The sequence below is a fragment of the Arsenophonus endosymbiont of Aphis craccivora genome (assembly GCF_013460135.1).
Classification (GTDB): Bacteria; Pseudomonadota; Gammaproteobacteria; order Enterobacterales; family Enterobacteriaceae; genus Arsenophonus; species Arsenophonus nilaparvatae.
This window is the reverse complement of the sequence record NZ_CP038155.1, coordinates 757,896-778,859: the sequence shown is the minus strand read 5'-3', so window position 1 is coordinate 778,859 and position 20,964 is coordinate 757,896. Positions and strand designations below refer to the sequence as shown.

8 protein-coding genes, 2 tRNA genes, 3 rRNA genes and 6 pseudogenes are annotated in these 20,964 nt (G+C 43.4%); 5 read left to right on the top strand and 14 right to left on the bottom strand.

Annotated features, from left to right (window positions below; all coding sequences use genetic code 11):
* Positions 1–143 precede the first annotated feature (143 nt).
* Positions 144–1,049: pseudogene (ilvY, locus tag E3U36_RS04185) on the top strand (HTH-type transcriptional activator IlvY).
* Here the strand turns inward: ilvY and ilvA are convergent.
* The 6 genes and pseudogenes from ilvA to E3U36_RS04155 all read right to left on the bottom strand — a co-directional run bounded on the left by ilvA (position 996) and on the right by E3U36_RS04155 (position 7,272).
* Positions 996–2,604 (bottom strand): annotated as a pseudogene (ilvA, locus tag E3U36_RS04180) (threonine ammonia-lyase, biosynthetic). The pseudogenes ilvY and ilvA sit on opposite strands and share 54 nt — an antisense overlap.
* 1 nt (position 2,605) lies before the next feature.
* Positions 2,606–4,146 (bottom strand): annotated as a pseudogene (ilvD, locus tag E3U36_RS04175) (dihydroxy-acid dehydratase).
* A gap of 63 nt (positions 4,147–4,209) precedes the next feature.
* Positions 4,210–5,097 (bottom strand): branched-chain-amino-acid transaminase, encoded by an 888-nt coding sequence (gene ilvE, locus E3U36_RS04170; protein WP_238337510.1) that lies wholly within the window; start codon positions 5,095–5,097, stop codon positions 4,210–4,212.
* Between the two features lie 48 nt (positions 5,098–5,145).
* On the bottom strand, positions 5,146–5,406 hold the full coding sequence (ilvM, locus tag E3U36_RS04165) for an acetolactate synthase 2 small subunit (protein ID WP_180817191.1): 261 nt from the start codon (positions 5,404–5,406) through the stop codon (positions 5,146–5,148).
* On the bottom strand, positions 5,406–7,049 hold the full coding sequence (gene ilvG / locus E3U36_RS04160) for an acetolactate synthase 2 catalytic subunit (RefSeq protein WP_180817190.1): 1,644 nt from the start codon (positions 7,047–7,049) through the stop codon (positions 5,406–5,408). Before ilvG ends, ilvM begins: the two co-directional genes overlap by 1 nt.
* Positions 7,050–7,170: 121 nt before the next feature.
* The gene (locus E3U36_RS04155; RefSeq protein ID WP_129109149.1) at positions 7,171–7,272 is read right to left on the bottom strand and encodes an IlvGEDA operon leader peptide; all 102 of its coding nucleotides are present in this window, start codon (positions 7,270–7,272) and stop codon (positions 7,171–7,173) included.
* 442 nt (positions 7,273–7,714) lie between these two features.
* On the opposite strand from E3U36_RS04155, the pseudogene E3U36_RS04150 reads away from it, so the two are divergent.
* A pseudogene (locus E3U36_RS04150) lies at positions 7,715–9,161 on the top strand (YifB family Mg chelatase-like AAA ATPase); the annotation flags it as partial.
* A 45-nt stretch (positions 9,162–9,206) separates the two neighbouring features.
* Here the strand turns inward: E3U36_RS04150 and E3U36_RS04145 are convergent.
* Positions 9,207–9,545 carry a MaoP family protein gene (locus E3U36_RS04145; protein WP_032114311.1) on the bottom strand — a complete coding sequence of 113 codons (339 nt, stop codon included), beginning with the start codon at positions 9,543–9,545 and terminating at the stop codon, positions 9,207–9,209.
* A gap of 118 nt (positions 9,546–9,663) precedes the next feature.
* Here E3U36_RS04145 and hdfR point away from each other — a divergent pair, with 118 nt between their 5' ends.
* A complete protein-coding gene (gene hdfR / locus E3U36_RS04140) occupies positions 9,664–10,482 on the top strand; it encodes an HTH-type transcriptional regulator HdfR (RefSeq protein ID WP_180817189.1) in 819 nt (272 codons plus the stop codon).
* A gap of 250 nt (positions 10,483–10,732) precedes the next feature.
* Here hdfR and E3U36_RS04135 read toward each other — a convergent pair.
* The 5 genes from E3U36_RS04135 to E3U36_RS04115 all read right to left on the bottom strand — a co-directional run bounded on the left by E3U36_RS04135 (position 10,733) and on the right by E3U36_RS04115 (position 16,192).
* A tRNA-Trp gene (locus E3U36_RS04135) sits at positions 10,733–10,808 on the bottom strand.
* A 129-nt stretch (positions 10,809–10,937) separates the two neighbouring features.
* Positions 10,938–11,053 (bottom strand): 5S ribosomal RNA (gene rrf, locus E3U36_RS04130).
* Between the two features lie 154 nt (positions 11,054–11,207).
* Positions 11,208–14,111, bottom strand: a 23S ribosomal RNA gene (locus tag E3U36_RS04125).
* 373 nt (positions 14,112–14,484) lie between these two features.
* Positions 14,485–14,560, bottom strand: a tRNA-Glu gene (locus E3U36_RS04120).
* Between the two features lie 87 nt (positions 14,561–14,647).
* A 16S ribosomal RNA gene (locus E3U36_RS04115) occupies positions 14,648–16,192 on the bottom strand.
* The 16S, 23S and 5S rRNA genes sit together here with 2 tRNA genes alongside, the layout of an rRNA operon.
* Positions 16,193–16,721: 529 nt before the next feature.
* Between E3U36_RS04115 and E3U36_RS04110 the strand changes: the two are divergent.
* Positions 16,722–17,729 (top strand): annotated as a pseudogene (locus tag E3U36_RS04110) (IS1595 family transposase).
* Here the strand turns inward: E3U36_RS04110 and E3U36_RS04105 are convergent.
* On the bottom strand, positions 17,716–18,639 hold the full coding sequence (locus tag E3U36_RS04105; RefSeq protein ID WP_180817188.1) for an IS5 family transposase: 924 nt from the start codon (positions 18,637–18,639) through the stop codon (positions 17,716–17,718). The pseudogene E3U36_RS04110 and the gene E3U36_RS04105 overlap by 14 nt on opposite strands.
* Positions 18,640–18,710: 71 nt before the next feature.
* Here E3U36_RS04105 and viaA point away from each other — a divergent pair.
* Positions 18,711–19,850: pseudogene (viaA, locus tag E3U36_RS04100) on the top strand (ATPase RavA stimulator ViaA); the annotation flags it as partial.
* Here the strand turns inward: viaA and asnA are convergent.
* Positions 19,851–20,843: an aspartate--ammonia ligase gene (gene asnA / locus E3U36_RS04095; protein WP_180817526.1), complete on the bottom strand. Its 993-nt coding sequence runs from the start codon at positions 20,841–20,843 to the stop codon at positions 19,851–19,853.
* Positions 20,844–20,964 lie beyond the last annotated feature (121 nt).

Sequence of the window (20,964 nt, the reverse complement as noted above, 5' to 3'; positions counted from 1 at the left end):
TTTTTATTCTCAGATTATTTAACAAAGAAGCGTTTATATGATCACTATATTCGATCAAAAACATTGCGTAAATTGATATATTTAAAATATTATATTGCAAAAGTTGCAACATCAGTGTGTCACTTTTTATCACAGAAGGCGTGATGAAGATTCGCGATCTAAAGTTATTTTTACATCTAGCTGATAGCTGTCACTTCGGACGCACTGCTAATGCAATGCATATCAGTCCATCTACATTATCTCGCCAAATACAACGTCTGGAAGAAAGTTTTGGTCACATTTTATTTATGCGTGATAATAGAACCGTACGCCTCACCGAAGCAGGAAAACAATTTAAACCATTTGCCCAGCAAACACTGTTTGAATATCAGCAACTTCGTCATTCACTTAACCAACAGAGTGCCTTATTGACCGGTGAATTACGCCTATTTTGCTCAATCACTGCCGCCTATAGTCACTTACCTAAGCTCCTGGATAACTTTAGATTAGAAAATCCTTTAATCGAAATTCAATTAACCACTGGCAACGCCGCGGATGCAGTCAATAAAGTTGCCAGCCAAGCTGCCGATTTGGCGATTGCCGGTAAACCTGAAAAACTACCTGATAATATTTTATTTAACAAATTAGGTGAAATTCCGTTGGTTTTAATTGCCCCATCATTAGCTGGAACGATCCGTCAACAAATTACGCAACCACAGCCGAACTGGCAACAAATTCCCTTTATCTTGCCAGAGCACGGACCTGCCCGCCAAAGAATTGCACTTTGGTTTCAACACCAAGCTATTAATAATCCGTTAATTTATGCTACCGTGTAAGGCCATGAAGCTATAGTATCAATGGTTGCGCTAGGTTGTGGTATTGCATTAATACCAAAGGTTGTGGTCGATAATAGCCCAGAATCGATCCGCCATCGTATTCTACAACTTGACCCTATTTTGCCCGTTGAACCTTTTGATTTTGGCGTTTGTGTTTTAAATAAACGTCTTAATGAACCATTAATTCGAGCATTCTGGCAGTTGCTGACTGTTGCCAATATGCGCAGTCAATAACTGACTATGCGGCGCTAAAAAGAATTGGAATGAAGGATTATTGGTTTCATCATAATATTCATAACCCAATGCAGCGAGATGTTTCTCAAAAAAGGGCTTCAGAACCGGATAGTTCAAATGCCGCTAAAACACGCCAATAATCAGTGCCATGACTGCGATAATGGAAAAGGGTAATATTCCAATAGCTACCTAATGTTTGCAAAAACTTAAGTAGCGCGCCAGGTGACTCTGGAAAGACAAAACTTAATAGCCGTTCATTCAGTGGCTTTGACGGACGTCCACCCACCATATAACGCACATGGAGCCTAGCCATTTCATCATTGGAAAGATCGGTAACGTCATAATCCGCTTGTTGTAAGTCAGCAACAATATCAGCAGATTCGTCAACCCCATAACTCAACCGGACACCAACAAAAATACGCGCTTGCTCTGAATTTATGTCGCTATAGCGATAATTAAATTCAGTAACACTACGCTTACCCAATACTTGGCAGAAACGCAAAAAACTCCCTTGTTGCTCAGGGAGGGTGACAGCGAATAATGCTTCTCGTTGTTCGCCTAATTCACAACGCTCTGAAACATAACGTAAACCATGAAAATTGATATTAGCACCCGTTAAAATATGCGCTAAACGTTCACCTTTTATGTCATGCTGCTCAACATATTTCTTTAAACCGGCTAATGCCACTGCCCCTGCTGGCTCGGCGATAGCACGAACCTCTTCGAATAAATCTTTAATCGCAGCACAAATATTATCACTATTGACCGTAATAATATCATCGACATATTTTTGACACAGCCGAAAACTTTCATCGCCAATCCGCTTAACGGCCACCCCCTTAGCAAATAAGCCAACACTGGGTAAATCTACCGGATACCCGGCGGCTAAAGCGGCCTTAAGACAAGCGGCATCTTCTGCCTCAACAGCAATAATTTTAATTTCAGGCATTAATTGTTTGATCAAGATCGCTACACCGGCAATCAATCCTCCTCCACCAACCGGCACAAAAATACGATCAAGGTGAGGAGCTTGTTGTAGCAAGTCCATCGCTATTGTTGCTTGACCCGCGATCACTGCCGGATGATCAAAAGGTGGCACATAGGTGTATCCCTCCTGATGAGCAATTTCAATCGCTTTAGCTTTCGCCTCCTCAAAATTTACCCCATATAACAGCACTTCAGCCTGCAACCGCCGAACAGCATCAACTTTAATATCAGCAGTGGCTAATGGCATCACAATTAATGCCGGGATCCCTATCCGACTAGCCGATAACGCAACACCTTGAGCATGATTACCGGCCGAAGCGGTAATGACACCATTAGCTCGCTGCTGTGCTGACAAACCCGCAATCATGTTATAAGCACCACGTAGCTTAAAACTATGCATTAATTGAAGATCTTCACGCTTAACCAAAATGACATTATCAAACCGTTCGGAAATTTTTTTCATCTCCTGTAATGGGGTGATTTGTGCTACTTGATAAACTGGCGCTTTTAACGCCGCAGTTAAATAATCCTCTGCCGATGGTGAACTTGTCAAAGAAGAAAGCGCCATTTTATTCCCCCAGCTTCGCTTTATCACGCACCGCCCCCTTATCTGCACTTGTTGCTAATGCAGCATAAGCGCGTAGAGCAAAAGAAACTTTACGTTCACGCTTGCGTGGCGTCCATGCTTTTTCACCACGCTGTAATTCAGATTGCTTACGTTGATGCAATATTTCCCTATCGATATTTAAGGCAATCTTGCGAGCAGGAATATCAGACAATTTTCATCAACACCTGCGGTTTTGACAATACAACCATCTTCAGCCAGGTTGACAAATAAAACCGCCAGCCCTCCATCCTGACTATATGCATGGGCTAAATTGCGAATACAACCTGTTTGACGATCGAGCTCTAAAGATGGCCAACGACATGTTTGTGAAAATGCTTGAGTAGTGCGAATACCAGCCGCCCCTGCGGCATACATCTGTTTCACCGCATCATCTTGCGTCAATATGACATCATAATGCGCTAACATTTGAGTGACGTTCAAACCAAGAATATTTTTTACCTGACGATTAAGTAATTGTGCGCGATCTAATTCACCTAAAATAGCGATCACCCCACCGGCTCGATGAACATCTTCCATATGATATTTGGCAATGCTCGGTGTTACTTTACACAAATGCGGTACTTTACGTGATAACCGATCAATGTCTGCCATAGTGAAATCAACCTCGGCTTCCTGCGCTGCTGCTAATAGATGTAATACCGTATTAGTCGATCCGCCCATGGCAATATCAAGGGTCATCGCATTTTCAAATGCAGCTTTGCTGGCAATATTGCGTGGTAAAACACTGTCATCATCCTGTTCATAATATTTTTTCGTGATCTCAACAATACGTTTACCCGCGGCCAAGAATAACTGTGTACGATCGCGATGCGTTGCCAGTAAAGAACCATTGCCAGGCAAAGATAATCCTAATACCTCCGTCAAACAGTTCATTGAATTAGCGGTAAACATGCCTGAACATGAACCGCAAGTCGGGCAGGCTGAACGTTCAATTTGTTCGCTTTCTTTATCACTGACAGCCGGATCTGCACTTTTGATCATAGCATCGACCAAATCTAGTTTAATAATTTGAGCAGAAAGTTTGGTTTTGCCTGCCTCCATCGGACCACCCGATACAAAAACAACCGGAATATTTAAACGCAACGCGGCCATCAGCATTCCTGGTGTGATTTTGTCACAATTAGAAATACAAACCATCGCATCGGCACAATGATCATTAACCATATATTCAACGTAATCAGCAATAAGCTCGCGGGAGGGCAACGAATACAGCATACAACCATGCCCCATAGCAATACCATCATCAACAGCGATGGTATTAAACTCTTTTGCCACACCACCAACGGCTTCTATTTGTTTAGCCACTAACTGACCAAGATCACGCAGATGCACATGACCGGGGACAAATTGAGTAAATGAATTGACAACAGCAATAATTGGCTTACCAAAATCAGAGTCAGTCATTCCTGTTGCCCGCCAAAGTGCCCTTGCACCGGCCATATTACGACCATTGACCGTTGTAGCAGAACGATATTCTGGCATTTTTGCTCCCTTGGTATAAAAATTGACGATAACTAGCCGCCAATCAACATCTATTAATTTGAACTAACTATTGACAGGCTCTAACCAATCACATTTGTCTTTTGTCGAACCATCAAATAAACCGAAAAAAGCCTGCTGGATACGCTTGGTTACTGGGCCACAATGACCGGCTCCGACTTGTATTCCATCAACGCTACGAACTGGCGTAATTTCAGCCGCTGTGCCGGTCATAAAAATTTCATCAGCCAGATACAACGATTCACGTGATAACATCTGTTCACGGACTTCAAATCCCAATTCAGTGGCCAACTTAATAATCGCATCACGTGTGATGCCGGGTAGTGCCGATGAGGTAAATGGCGGTGTAAAAAGTACGTTATTTTTAACTTCAAATAGGTTCTCACTCGCCCCTTCGGAAATATAACCACTAACATCTAACGCTATTCCTTCCTGATAGCCATGGCGTCGAGCTTCACTACCTACCAGTAAAGAGGATAGATAATTACCACCGGCTTTAGCCGCAGTCGGGATGGTATTGGGTGCGGCGCGATGCCAGGACGAAACCATCGCATCAATACCTTGTTCGAGTGCTTTTTCACCGAGATAAGTTCCCCAAGGAAAAGCCGAAATAATGACATCCGTTTTGTAACCTGGTGGCGGATTAACTCCCATACCAACATCACCAATAAAAACAAGTGGTCTAATATAGGCACTAACCAACTTATTTTTACCAATCGTTTCGCGACAAGCTGCCATCAACTCATCAACACTTTGGCTTAAAGGCATGCGATAAATTTTGGCTGAATCATGTAAACGCTGCATATGCTCACGATGGCGAAAAATTACTGGCCCTTGATGAGAGTGATAACAGCGAATACCTTCAAAAACCGAAGTACCATAATGTAAAGAGTGAGACATGACATGTATCTTTGCCTCCGCCCAGGGCACCATTTATCCATTAAACCAAATATAATCTGCTTTTTTTGTCATTTTTTTACCTTATATTACGATTGATTGTTTGGCAGCTTGTTGCTTGATTTCAATATCAAAAACATTTGCCAATTTAATTAACTGGGAACAAAGTAGGTTTAGTGGACGCTGACTATTAACCGTTATTTCAATGCTGACGTTATTTCCACCTAATACCTGACTCATGCTTATTGCATTAACCTGAAAACCGCGATGACGGGTCACCCGCAAAATGCGCTCTAAGACCTCTGGCCGAAAGCGCGCTTCAATATTTAATTGATATTCTCTCATCAGGGTTTCTCCATCATTTTTTCATTGCTGGCACCAGGAGGAACCAATGGCCAAACATTTTCTAATTCATCAACAGATACTTGTAGCAAATAGGGGCCTGCATGACTGAATAATCTATCAAGTGCGTCATTAATTTCTGAAGTATGCGTAATACGCTGACCGGCAATATCGAATGATGCGGCTAATGCGATAAAATCTGGATTATCCGTTAACTGAGTTTCACTGTAGCGTTGTTGAAAAAATAACTCTTGCCACTGACGTACCATGCCCAAACGTTGGTTATCGATAAGCACAATTTTGATCGGTAATTGTTTGCGTTTTATGGTGGCTAATTCCTGAATATTCATCATAAAAGAACCATCACCTGAAATACAAATAACCGCTGCATTAGGGAGGGCTAACTGAGCGCCGATTGCAGCTGGAATACCAAATCCCATTGAACCTAATCCACTTGAGGTAATAAAATTCTCTGGAGCTCGAAATGCCATATGCTGTGCCGTCCACATCTGATGTTGCCCAACATCTGTTGTAACAATGGTGTCAACATGCATACGTTCTGAGATTTGTTTTAACATAGCAGGGGCATCGATAGCATCCCCTGTATGGTTATAATTCCATTCATACTCTTTTTTCAACGCGCTGACTTTGGCTTGCCATGAGGCAATATTTAATGGTCTAGCTAATCGCGGTAATAATAGTTTTGCATCACCGAGCAAACAAACATGCGCCTGACGCAATTTATTCAATTCAGCATGATCTATATCTAAATGGATGACTTTGGCATTAGGGGCAAATGTATTCAATTTACCAGTCACACGATCATCAAACCTGGCGCCAACCGCCAACAATAGATCACATTCCTGCACAGCAAAATTTGCCGCTTTACTGCCATGCATACCCAACATTCCCAAATACTGCGGATCATCTGCTGTGACAGCACCGAGCCCCTTTAATGTAGAAACTGTAGGTAATCCTGAGATAGCAATAAAATCACTCAACTCAGCGACCGCCCCTGACATACCAACACCTACACCCACATACAAAATAGGTGGTTTCGCTTGCTCCATAATTTCACATGCAGTAGCTAATTGATAAGCAGAATAAAATGGTTTTTGTTCAACTGGCATCAAATAAGGCAGCGAATGAGTTGTCTGCAACTGTATATCTTTGGGAATATCAATAAAAACTGGGCTTGGACGACCCGTTGTTGCAATACTGACAGCCCCAGTAATAACCTGTGGCAACATATCAACAGAATCAACTAAGAAACTGTGTTTTGTAAAAGCTAAAGAAAGACTTAAAACATCAACTTCCTGAAAGGCATCTGTGCCAATAAGCTCCAAAGCAACCTGTCCTGTTATGGCAACGATAGGCACTGAATCTAATAATGCATCGGCTAAACCAGTGATCAAATTGGTTGCTCCTGGCCCTGATGTTGCAATACAGACTCCTGGTTTATTCGTTGCTCTTGCATAACCAATAGCAGCCATAACAGCACCTTGCTCATGGCGACATAAGCGATGTTCTAAATCACTATCATACAAAGCGTCATAAACAGGCATAATGGCCCCCTCTGGATAACCAAAAATCTGTTCAACCCCTTGGGTAATTAATGCATGAACTAACCATTGTGCTCCATTCATTGTTCTACTCCAGCAACCTAATTTATTGGTTTATTTTTCTAAACTCTCATCGACAACTAAAATTTAAAGCTAAAAAAAACCCCGCACCGAAAGGCGCGGGGTTCTTGTGAAATCTGGCTAGTTATTCTGCCTTTCTTCTTCCAAGTGCTGCCCCGCACGGTGGGATAATCACCACCACGCTCACAATAATTAGGTTAATTATTAGGGCAAACACCTTCGTCATAATATCCGTTCTTTGATCTTGATAATTTATTTAGAATTAACACGTTGACACTTATTTGACAATACTTATTTTATTTTTTTATCGAAAAATAAAAAATTACGATTAAAATCAATAAGTAAACCTCAGCATAAAATAATTCCATTAAAAACAGAAAATAATTGAAATAAAGAACCATTAAATGCAGTTAATACAAAAAATTTAACCAAAAAGCCATCTAATTATAAAATGATAAACCACAGATTATTAATTAATGTCAGAAATTGTAATACAGACAATTAATGGCCAATTTTCATCATCAAAAATGGCAGCGCTGTCCTAAAAAATTACCACAAAAGTAAAAATTTCGGCTACTTTTCTAACAACCTTCCCATATTCACCAAAAGCTAGTTTTACCTAATTTACTAACTAAGAAAATAGTGACATGACATTTTAGGGAGTAAATATGGCACTAGCGGTTATTTACACCAGAGCTTCAATCGGTATGAATGCCCCACGGGTAACAGTTGAGGCACATATTAGTAATGGGCTACTTGGACTCACCCTAGTAGGGTTGCCAGAAACAGCCGTCTAAGAAGCGAGTGATCGTGTCAGAAGTGCTTTAATTAATAGTGGTTTTCAGTATCCATCTAAAAGAATAACTATCAATTTAGCGCCTGCCGATTTGCCAAAAGAAGGCGGACGTTATGATCTAGCTATCGCACTCTCCATCTTAGCGGCATCGGAACAAATTACATAAATACAATTAAATCAATTCGAATTCCTTGGCTAATTAGCACTTTCTAGTCAAATTCGTCGAATAACAGGGGTAATAACAGCGGCACAAGCAGCATTAAAAAATCAGCGTAAATTGATCACTTCCCTAGAAAACACAAATGAATTAAATTTGTTACCAACAGAAAGTGTCTATTTGTGTGAACATCTATTAGCTGTTTGTCATTTCTTACATGATCAAAATACTTTATCTCACAATCAAGAAACACCTATCACCAACCATAACACTCTAATATAACAGATATCAATGATATTATTGGCCAACAACATGCCAAGCGCGCATTAGAGATAACCGCCGCAGGAGGACATAACCTTTTACTACTTGGCCCACCAGGCACAGGTAAAACCATGCTTGCCAACCGCCTTATTACTATCCTGCCTGATCTCACTAATCAAGAAGCGCTAGAGGTAGCGTCAATAAAAAGTTTATGTGATTCTCATTTGATAACGAAAAATGGCTTACACGGCCATTTAGAGCACCTCATCACAGTGCTTCTATGGCAGAATTAATTGGTGGAGGAAGCTTACCCAAACCGGGAGAAATATCCTTAGCCGATAATGGCATTTTATTTCTTGATGAACTCGCCAAATTTGAACGAAAAGTGCTCGACTCACTTAGGGAACCGCTAGAGTCTGGAGAAATAATAATTTCACGTGCAAAAGCTAAAGTTAATTTCCAAGCCAATATTCAACTTATTGCCGCCTTAAATCCCATCGCTATGGGCCACTATAAAGGCATATATAACCAAGCCAGCCCAAAACAGATCCTCCGTTATTTAGCAAAGATGTCTGGACCATTCTTAGATCGTTTTGATCTCTCTATAGAGGTACCTCTGTTACCGCTAGGTACTTTAAGCCACTCTACACCTACAAATAAAACCAGTTTCGATATAAAACAACGTGTAATACAGGCAAGAAAGCAACAAATTGAACGTTCAGGTAAAATTAATGCAAAACTAAATAGCAAAGAAGCCGCACTTTTTTGTAAACTAAAACCAAATGACACCCTTTTTTTAGAAACAACATTAAATAAACTTGGCCTCTCAATCAGAGCTTGGCATCGTATACTGAAGGTCTCACGGACCATTGCCGATTTAAAACATCAAAAACAAATTGAATAATTAAGGGGTATTAAAACCCCTTTTTTTAGAACTATGATGATATTAATCATCAGTATCGGTATAGTCTTCTGAGGGATCCAGTTGTGGTTTACCTCCAGATAAGGTATGAAAACGCTTAGGTCGGCTAATACGAGTCATATACTTAGACCATACTTTTTCTTCTGGTGTTACAGGTTCGCGTTCACCGCGACACATAGCAACAAAAAGTTTTTCTTCTTCTGTCTGAGGTTGACGCTTACCTAAATCAAGTTCATTGAAAGCTTGACCGCAACATTCTAACAACTGAGCTTCTTTAATGGTGAAATCACCATGACGAGAAAAACCTCGAGGATAATTTTTATTATCAAAAAAACGATTAGTCGTGATAAAGCTTTCTGCCATCTAACACACTCCTACCTCTCTAATGTCACACTCATTATGGCGCGGAGTATTAGTTAGCAATTGCATTCTGTAAAACAAAACATTTAAATCTTTAAGATTAAAAATTTTGGAGTTTGCTGTGGATACTGAATTATTAAAAACTTTTTTAGAAGTTAGTAAAACCCGACATTTTGGTCGAGCAGCCGAATCATTATACCTTACACAATCAGCGGTAAGTTTTCGAATACGTCAATTAGAAACGCAATTAGGTACTATTTTATTTGCCCGTCATCGCAATAATATTCGTTTAACTGCCGCAGGCGAACGTTTGATTCCCTACGCTGAATCGTTAATAAATACCTGGCTACAAGCTAAAAAAGAAATTTCTCATCAATCATTACACACAGAATTTTCAATAGGCTCAACAATATCTCTATGGGAAGGATGCTTAACAAATTGGATACAACTTATCTATCAAAAACACAAAGAGCTTCATCTTGAATGCAGAATATCCACGCGACAATCTTTAGTAAAACAGCTTCATTCACGCGAACTTGATTTACTTATTGCAATCGAACCGCCAAAAATGGATGAATTTGCAAGCACCATTATTGGTGAAATAAAATTACAATTAATGACACATAAAAAAAATTTAACTCTGTCGAGATTCAATTACATCAAACTTGAATGGAGTCCTGATTTCAATACCACTGAAAAATCATCTTTAGTTGAAAATTCGCCAACACTACTTACAACATCGGCTAATCTTGCGCGGGAGCTATTATACCCAACAAAATCTGCCTCTGTTTTACCAATTCATTGGCTTAATCAATATCATGAATTAAAAACACTATCGAAAGTTGTCTATAGCAAACCAATTTATGCTATTTGGTTACAAAATAATGGAAAAGAGACGTTTATTGATAAATTAGCAAAAATACCTATTAAGAATAACTAATTATGAATAAGTAAAATATAAACTTTTAGTAACATGACCTATCAGTAACAAAAAATATCTATTATGGCTAAAAGTACAAAAACGATCCTGGTCTTTTTATATCTAATATTTACCAAAAATAATATGATAGGACAGAAATACATCAATTTTAATAACTAGAAATTAAAATGGCTTTGGGCGGCTTATAAAAAAACCCAGTCTGTTAAACTGGGTTTTTAATATTTAATAATATTATCTATAAAGCCGTAAATGGCAGGGGCGGAGAGACTCGAACTCCCAACACCCGGTTTTGGAGACCGGTGCTCTACCAATTGAACTACGCCCCTAATAGGTGGCGGTGCTGACGGTGCTCGAACCCGCGCCCCCTGCGTGACAGGCCGGTATTCTAACCAACTGAACTACCGCACCACCCGATTCATTTCACTAACGGTCTTTCCCATTATTATTAAATTAAAGTCTGGCAGCTCCCTACTCTCACATGGGGATACCCCACACTACCATCGGCGCTACGGCGTTTCACTTCTGAGTTCGGCATGGGGTCAGGTGGGACCACCGCGCTAGTGCCGCCAGGCAAATTCTGTTCTATTTATCCCGTCTTATTTCGCTGCCTTATAGTCTGCTCACCTACCTCAGTAGCGAACATACCTCGGCCTTCAGCAAAATCCGACCAGATTCAATCTCAAAACAAGCTAAAATTCTCTCTCTCAAAACACCTTCGGTGTTGTCAGGTTAAGCCTCTCGGGTCATTAGTACTGGTTAGCTCAACGTATCGCTACGCTTACACATCCAGCCTATCTACGTCCTCGTCTCGAACACCCCTTATAGGACATTACTGTCAGGGAAGACTCATCTTGAGGCCAGTTTCCCGCTTAGATGCTTTCAGCGGTTATCTCTTCCGCACTTAGCTACCAGGCGATGCCATTGGCATGACAACCTGTACACCAGTGGTGCGTCCACTCCGGTCCTCTCGTACTAGGAGCAGCCCCCCTCAATCTTCCTTCGCCCACGACAGATAGGGACCGAACTGTCTCACGACGTTCTAAACCCAGCTCGCGTACCACTTTAAATGGCGAACAGCCATACCCTTGGGACCTACTTCAGCCCCAGGATGTGATGAGCCGACATCGAGGTGCCAAACACCGCCGTCGATATGAACTCTTGGGCGGTATCAGCCTGTTATCCCCGGAGTACCTTTTATCCGTTGAGCGATGGCCCTTCCATTCAGAACCACCGGATCACTAAGACCTACTTTCGTACCTGCTCGCGCCGTCACGCTCGCAGTCAAGCTGGCTTATGCCTTTGCACTAACCTCACGATGTCCGACCGTGATTAGCCAACCTTCGTGCTCCTCCGTTACGCTTTGGGAGGAGACCGCCCCAGTCAAACTACCCACCAGACACTGTCCTCAGCCCGGATTACGGGCCTAAGTTAGAACATCAAACATTAAAGGGTGGTATTTCAACGTTGGCTCCATGCAGACTGCCGTCCACACTTCAAAGCCTCCCACCTATCCTACACATCAAGGCTCAATGTTCAGTGTCAAGCTATAGTAAAGGTTCACGGGGTCTTTCCGTCTTGCCGCGGGTACACTGCATCTTCACAGCGAGTTCAATTTCACTGAGTCTCGGGTGGAGACAGCCTGGCCATCATTACGCCATTCGTGCAGGTCGGAACTTACCCGACAAGGAATTTCGCTACCTTAGGACCGTTATAGTTACGGCCGCCGTTTACTGGGGCTTCGATCAAGAGCTTCGCCTTACTGCTTACCCCATCAATTAACCTTCCAGCACCGGGCAGGCGTCACACCGTATACGTCCACTTTCGTGTTTGCACAGTGCTGTGTTTTTAATAAACAGTTGCAGCCAGCTGGTATCTTCGACTGGCTTCAGCTCCGGATGCTAGACCCTTCACCTAATGCCAGCGTGCCTTCTCCCGAAGTTACGGCACCATTTTGCCTAGTTCCTTCACCCGAGTTCTCTCAAGCGCCTGAGTATTCTCTACCTAACCACCTGTGTCGGTTTTGGGTACGATTAATGATTACCTATCGCTTAGAGGCTTTTCCTGGAAGCTGGGCATCAACTACTTCACCACCTTGGTGGCTCGTCATCACGTCTCAGTGTTGTAGCAGTGCGGATTTGCCTGCACTACCCACCTACTCGCTTAAACCGGGACAACCGTCGCCCGGATAGCCTAGCCTTCTCCGTCCCCCCTTCGCAGTAACCATTAGTACGGGAATATTAACCCGTTTCCCATCGACTACGCTTTTCAGCCTCGCCTTAGGGGTCGACTTACCCTGCCCCGATTAACGTTGGACAGGAAACCTTGGTCTTTCGGCGAGCGGGTTTTTTACCCGCTTTATCGTTACTTATGTCAGCATTCGCACTTCTGATACCTCCAGCAGACCTCTCAGTCCACCTTCTACGGCTTACAGAACGCTCCCCTACCCAACAACATCTAAATGTCGCTGCCGCAGCTTCGGTGCATGGTTTAGCCCCGTTACATCTTCCGTGCAGGCCGACTCGACCAGTGAGCTATTACGCTTTCTTTAAATGATGGCTGCTTCTAAGCCAACATCCTGGCTGTCTAAGCCTTCCCACTTCGTTTCCCACTTAACCATGACTTCGGGACCTTAGCTGGCGGTCTGGGTTGTTTCCCTCTTCACGACGGACGTTAGCACCCGCCGTATGTCTCCCGTGATAACATTCTTCGGTATTCGTAGTTTGCATCGGGTTGGTAAGTCGGGATGACCCCCTAGCCGAAACAGTGCTCTACCCCCGAAGATGAATGCACGAGGCGCTACCTAAATAGCTTTCGGGGAGAACCAGCTATCTCCCGGTTTGATTGGCCTTTCACCCCCAGCCACAAGTCATCCGCTAATTTTTCAACATTAGTCGGTTCGGTCCTCCAGTTAGTGTTACCCAACCTTCAACCTGCCCATGGCTAGATCACCGGGTTTCGGGTCTATACCCTGCAACTTAACGCCCAGTTCAGACTCGGTTTCCCTACGGCTCCCCTATACGGTTAACCTTGCTACAGAATATAAGTCGCTGACCCATTATACAAAAGGTACGCAGTCACACCCTGTCGGGTGCTCCCACTGCTTGTACGTACACGGTTTCAGGTTCTATTTCACTCCCCTCGCCGGGGTTCTTTTCGCCTTTCCCTCACGGTACTGGTTTACTATCGGTCAGTCAGTAGTATTTAGCCTTGGAGGATGGTCCCCCCATATTCAGACAGGATAACACGTGTCCCGCCTTACTCTTCGAGTTCACAACACTTACCGTTTCAGATACGGGGCTATCACCCTTTATTGCTGGCCTTTCCAGACCCTTCTCCTGCGGTAAATATTGATGTTGACTCTGGGCTGCTCCCCGTTCGCTCGCCGCTACTGGGGGAATCTCGGTTGATTTCTTTTCCTCGGGATACTGAGATGTTTCAGTTCCCCCGGTTCGCCTCGTTTGACTATGAATTCATCAAACGATAGTGCATTAATGCACTGGGTTTCCCCATTCGGACATCGCCGGCTAATACGCTTCATATCAGCTTACCGACGCTTTTCGCAGATTAGCACGTCCTTCATCGCCTCTGACTGCCTAGGCATCCACCGTGTACGCTTCATTCGCTTAACCTCACAACCCGAAGGGGTCTTCTACTGTCTTTTTGTTGGGTTATGGATGAGCGTCCACCAATTCTGTGTTGGGCATTGCGCGCAATGCTCACGTACTTTAGTACGCTGCGCTTGCTGTGCGCTGGCCGCCTCGAATTGCTGACTGCTCGCTCATAACTCTTCATCATGACAACAAAAACCCAACTGATTGGAGTTTTGAGAGTTCTCCACACTATTTTTTTAATAATGTGTGTTTCAATTTTCAGCTTGTTCCAGATTGTTAAAGAGCATAATTGGTAAACCAACTCACTAAATTGGTTTAATCATTATTGCGTAAAGCACAAAAAGTACACAAAACTAAAAGTGTGATGCACCGCCTTTCTAAATCACTAAAGTGGCGTCCCCTAGGGGATTCGAACCCCTGTTACCGCCGTGAAAGGGCGATGTCCTAGGCCTCTAGACGAAGGGGACTTCAAGCTCTTCAGTCAATCTTAGATTGGCTTTACGCGCTATTTCATCAGACAATCTGTGTGAACACTCACATTCCATCTATCTAGGTAAGGAGGTGATCCAACCGCAGGTTCCCCTACGGTTACCTTGTTACGACTTCACCCCAGTCATGAATCACAAAGTGGTAAGCGCCATCCAAAAAGGTTAAGCTACCTACTTCTTTTGCAACCCACTCCCATGGTGTGACGGGCGGTGTGTACAAGGCCCGGGAACGTATTCACCGCGACATGCTGATCCGCGATTACTAGCGATTCCGACTTCATGGAGTCGAGTTGCAGACTCCAATCCGGACTTCGACGTACTTTCTGAGTTCCGCTTCCCATCGCTGGCTCGCCTCTCTCTGTATACGCCATTGTAGCACGTGTGTAGCCCTACTCGTAAGGGCCATGATGACTTGACGTCATCCCAACCTTCCTCCGGTTTATCACCGGCAGTCTCCTTTGAGTTCCCGACACTACTCGCTGGCAACAAAGGATAAGGGTTGCGCTCGTTGCGGGACTTAACCCAACATTTCACAACACGAGCTGACGACAGCCATGCAGCACCTGTCTCAGCGTTCCCGAAGGCACTCCTCTATCTCTAAAGGATTCGCTGGATGTCAAGAGTAGGTAAGGTTCTTCGCGTTGCATCGAATTAAACCACATGCTCCACCGCTTGTGCGGGCCCCCGTCAATTCATTTGAGTTTTAACCTTGCGGCCGTACTCCCCAGGCGGTCGATTTAACGCGTTAGCTCCGGAGGCCACAGTTTATGACCACAACCTCCAAATCGACATCGTTTACAGCGTGGACTACCAGGGTATCTAATCCTGTTTGCTCCCCACGCTTTCGCACATGAGCGTCAGTCTTTGTCCAGGGGGCCGCCTTCGCCACCGGTATTCCTCCACATCTCTACGCATTTCACCGCTACACATGGAATTCTACCCCCCTCTACACGACTCTAGCTAACCAGTCTTGAATGCCATTCCCAGGTTAAGCCCGGGGATTTCACATCCAACTTAATTAACCGCCTGCGTGCCCTTTACGCCCAGTAATTCCGATTAACGCTCGCACCCTCCGTATTACCGCGGCTGCTGGCACGGAGTTAGCCGGTGCTTCTTCTGTCGCTAACGTCAATTGCTAAGGTTATTAACCTTAACACCTTCCTCACGACTGAAAGTACTTTACAACCCGAAGGCCTTCTTCATACACGCGGCATGGCTGCATCAGGCTTGCGCCCATTGTGCAATATTCCCCACTGCTGCCTCCCGTAGGAGTCTGGGCCGTGTCTCAGTCCCAGTGTGGCTGATCATCCTCTCAGACCAGCTAGAGATCGTCGCCTAGGTGAGCCATTACCCCACCTACTAGCTAATCTCATATGGGTTCATCCGCAGGTGTGAGGCCAGAACGGTCCCCCACTTTGCTCCTTAGAGATTATGCGGTATTAGCCACCGTTTCCAGTGGTTATCCCCCGCCTTCGGCCAGATCCCCATACCTTACTCACCCGTCCGCCGCTCGCCGGCAAGGAAGCAAGCTTCCTTCCGCTGCCGCTCGACTTGCATGTGTTAGGCCTGCCGCCAGCGTTCAATCTGAGCCATGATCAAACTCTTCAATTAAAAGCTTGATGCTCAAAGAATGTTTTACTGACCGTAACGCCCTTTTGTTCAACCCGCTTTGCCGATGTTTGACCACCTTCGCCGCTGCCGTCCAAAATAACGTTACTGCATATTAGTTCATATATGAATTAACTGTTTGTCACTCTTCAAGACTTTAAAATCAAATATTTTTTGATGATGTCTTGCGAGTGCCCACACAGATTGTCTGATTAATTGTTAAAGAGCGTGCGACCTAGGCCGCGAGGTGGCGTATATTACGCTTTTCACCTGTAAAGTCAAGTAGTTATTTCTACTTTTCTTTACCATGCGTCAAGAAAATTTAATTCAATTGATTCGTTCTATACTGACTCAGTGGGGGCGCATTATAGGCAGTTTTACGCAGCTAGCAAGCAATAATTTGTAAACTTTAGTCGTTTGCTCTTTTTTTCTACAAAAAGCAGAAAAAATAGCAATTGTTAAGGCTATGTCTGCGTAAAGTGTGGTTGTGGGCTAAACTGATCATGATTTCTTCCGACGATAGGTATACATCATGGACGCGATTCAGTTTGATCGCTGGATTTCCAAGCTTTCCAGCCTTAATAATGAGCAGCGGGAGCAGGTGAAAGCCTCTCTTTCAGTAGACAAACCTCTCCCGGATGTGTTGAGAACTACACCGAATAACTGCCCACATTGCCATCTGTGGGCATTACGACCGTGGGGATTCAGTAGTGGTCTTCCCCGCTATCGCTGCAAATACTGTGGTAAAACCTGTAATCCACTGACAGGTACGCCAATGGCCCGGTTACGAAAGCGGCATCTTTGGCTGGATTATGCTGATATGTTGATTCAGAGTCTGAGTGTACGCAAGGCCGCAACAGGCTGTGGCATAAACAAGGATACGGCGTTCCGCTGGCGACACTGATTTCTGAAGCAGATTGCCGGACATCAGGCAGTTCATGCGTCCGGTATCGTCGAAGCTGATGAAACCTTCTTCCTTGAGTCGTTCAAAGGGAAGAGGGGACTTCCACGACCTCCGCGAAAACGGGGAGGAAAAGCCAGGTTGCGTGGGATATCCGCCGAGCAGATCCCCGTACTGGTGGTTCAGGATCGTAGCGGTCAACATGCCGACTTCCAGCTGGATAAACTTGACATTCGGCATGTCGGAGAGCGGTTAGCGCCCTTGATCGACGCGGATGCGATTCTTTGCACCGACAGTACGAAGATCTATGCCCACGTGGCCCGGGAACAGGGAATACCACATTGCCCGGTAAACCTCAGGCAGACGCGCAGGGTCAATGGACCTTTTCATATTCAGAATGTTAACGCCTACGACAGCAGACTGAAAAACTGGATGCGCTCGTTTCATGGGGTCGCCACCAGGTACCTTACGCATTATCTGGGCTGGAGACGCATACTTGAGCGCCATAAAATCCTAATCAATCCTGTGATTTTACTGCAAGAAGCCTTGGGCCTGTTCGATGTACAACAGGCTTTGTTGAATAAATCAGAATTAGCCGCCAGGATGGCTCCCTCTGCTACAGCTGTTATCCGATCCTGACGCTGTGTGGCATACCCAACAACGTCATACGGTTCAGCGCTTTGACCATCACCATTGCTTCACCTACCTGAGCCTCATAGTCACGCAGCCTCAGATGGCCACCCAGCAAAGTTTTTATGCGGAACATCGCTGTTTCTGCCACTGAACGCCGGTGATAACCCACTTTCTTTTTCCACATATCATTACTCCTGCTCAGACGCTGATTCGCCACCGCATGGTTACGTTCATGGTACTTGTCCGGCCAGTATTTCGCTCCGCTTCGCGGCGGGATAAGGGGCCTGATTTTCTTTCTTAGCAACGCATCGTGGCAGTAACAGGCGTCATAAGCACCGTCTGCTGACACTTCCCTGATTTTCCGGTGGGTTTGGTTAATCAGGCCCGGCAGTGCCTGCGCATCTGTCGTTCCGCTGAGCGATAAGTCGGCACAGATAATCTCATGAGTCACACTGTCTGCTGCCAGATGAAGCTTGCGCCACACTCTTCGTCTGTCAGCCCCATGCTGCCTGACTTTCCATTCACCTTCGCCAAAGACCTTCAGACCGGTACTGTCGATGACCAGATGCGAGATTTCACCACGCGTTGGCGTTTTTATGCTGATGTTGACGCTCTTTGCTCGTCTGCTGACCAGCGAGTAGTCCGGACAGCACAGCGGCAAAGACATGAGTTTAAAAATCGAATCAACGAAGCCCTGTAATGCCCGGAGCGACAGGTTAAACACAAGCTTCATCATCAGGACAGTGGTAACAGCCATATCGCTGTAGTAAAGCGGCCGGCCACGACCTTCAGGCGAAGAACTGTCAGTCCATCCAGCGATGGCCGACTCATCAAGCCAGACCGTCAGGGAACCGCGTTGTCTGAGTGCCTTGTTGTACGCGGGCCAGTTGGTAATTTTAAACTTTTGCTTTGCCATGGGGACCTGATGTTGAAACGAATTTAGCGATCAGCTCCGCCAATCACCTAAAAGTTAGATTTATTCAACAAAGCCCTTTTGAGCAAGAAGCGCATTATTTACTGGGAAAAATATCTCATGATTACGCTGGACAATCTCTATTTATTTAACGCTGGCGCCTTAATCTTATTTTTGAAGTAACAACGTTTAATAAATTATTATTAGAGCAAGAAAAAGAACAGTTATTGGCTGAATTAGAGCAACGATTGAAATTAACTTGAAATTTAACAGAAACGTTTAATCAAAATAATCAGTCTGCTGGTAAATTATGGGATATGAGTAAAGGCGCTTTAACCCAATCCTGCAATAATATTCAATGATTAATTCAGTATAGCCATTTTTTACAACAACAACCTGAATTAGAAAAATTAGCAGAACTTTTAGGCAGAAGCAATTCGTTGAAATCTCAAAAAAAACAGCAGCAAATATTAGAATCAATAATCTCATTGGAAAAAATCCCTGACCAATTAACCGAGCAAATTAGAGGGATAAACCACGGTAATGATATTTTACGTCTTCTACCTAGTGAATTAGCATTGCTGGGATTAGAAGAACTCGAATTTGAATTTTATCGTAAATTAGTCAAAAAACAGTTACTTACCTACCGGTTACAAGGCGATAATTGGCAGCAACGAAAAATATTACGTCCAACTGTCAAACATCACGATGAACAACAACCAAAAGGGCCATTTATTGTATGTATAGACACTTCAGGTTCAATGGGAAAATTTAATGAAAATTGTGCTAAAGCTTTCTGCCTCGCTTTAATGAAAATAGCCATGATTGACAACCGTCAGTATCACATTATTTTATTTTCAATGGAAGTTATTGATTATGATTTATTAAGCAATGATGGATTAGAGCAATTAATGCAATTTCTTAATCAAACATTTAGTGGGGGAACCGATTTGGCTGCCTGTTTAAATAAATGTTTAGAAAAAATGCAACAACAGCAATGGAAATATTCAGATGTGGTTGTGATTTCAGATTTTATTGCTCAACGGTTACCTGATAATTTAGTAAAAATAATAAAAGTTCATCAAACGCAACAGCATCGTTTTCACGCTGTTACATTATCTAAATATGGAAAACCAGGTATCCTAAATATTTTCGATTATATCTGGCACTTTGATACCGGGCTAAAAAGTCGATTATTACGCTATTGGAACTAATTACAACATATCCGCAATAACTGCATGGCTTTCCGGCGACCATACACTACATTGAACTTGGCCAATATGCTTTTTCTGAAGTAATAACATCACTAAACGAGATTGTCCAATCCCACCACCTATTGTTTGTGGCATTTGATCTTTTACCAATGCTTGATGCCATTCAAAAGACATTCTATCTTCATCACCGGTAATTGCTAATTGGTTTGTAAGCGCTTCTGTATCAACACGGATGCCCATAGAAGAAATTTCAAATGCATCCTGCAATATAGGGTTCCAAACAATAATATCACCGTTTAAACCGGCATAACCCTCACTGTTAGGTGTTGTCCAATCATCATAATCAGGAGCACGTACATCGTGAGCAAGGCCATGCGATAGTTTTCCGCCAATACCAATAAGAAAAACTGCACCTAATTCTTTAGCTATTTCACGTTCTCTTCCTTTAGCATCAAGATCAGGGTAGCGTTGTAATAATTCTTCACTATGAACAAAATGAATTTGCTCAGGTAAAAATGGTGCTAAACCACATTCTGTACTAACCGCTTTTTCTGTTTCTTTTATTGCTTGATAAATTTTAATGACTGTCTGTTTTAAATAATCAAGAGAGCACTCATCCTTAAGTATTACTTTTTCCCAATCCCACTGATCTACAAATACAGAATGAATAGGTGTCAGACGATCTTCATCAGGACGCAATGCTTTCATATGGGTATAAAGCCCTTGTCCGGGTTTAAAATCAAAACGACCTAACGTTTTACGTTTCCATTTAGCCAATGAATGTACAACTTCAAAAACAGAATCTGGCATCGATTTTACTTTGACTTGTACTGCTTTTTCATGGCCTGACAGGTTATCTTGAATCCCATCACCGAGACGACTTAAGATAGGTGCTTGAACTTCAATTAAAGCTAATTCTTTTTCTAATAAACGCGAAAAATAAGATTTAACAAAACTAATTTGTTGTTGTTTTTCGATGAATGACTTTTCCATTTTTTTTACCCCATAATCTGTAGCATTATTTGCTTTGTTATATAGATTAAGCAATAAAACTGGTCATAAATTCAATATACTTAATAAAAAAAAGTCATTATGATTTATAATATTCAAAATA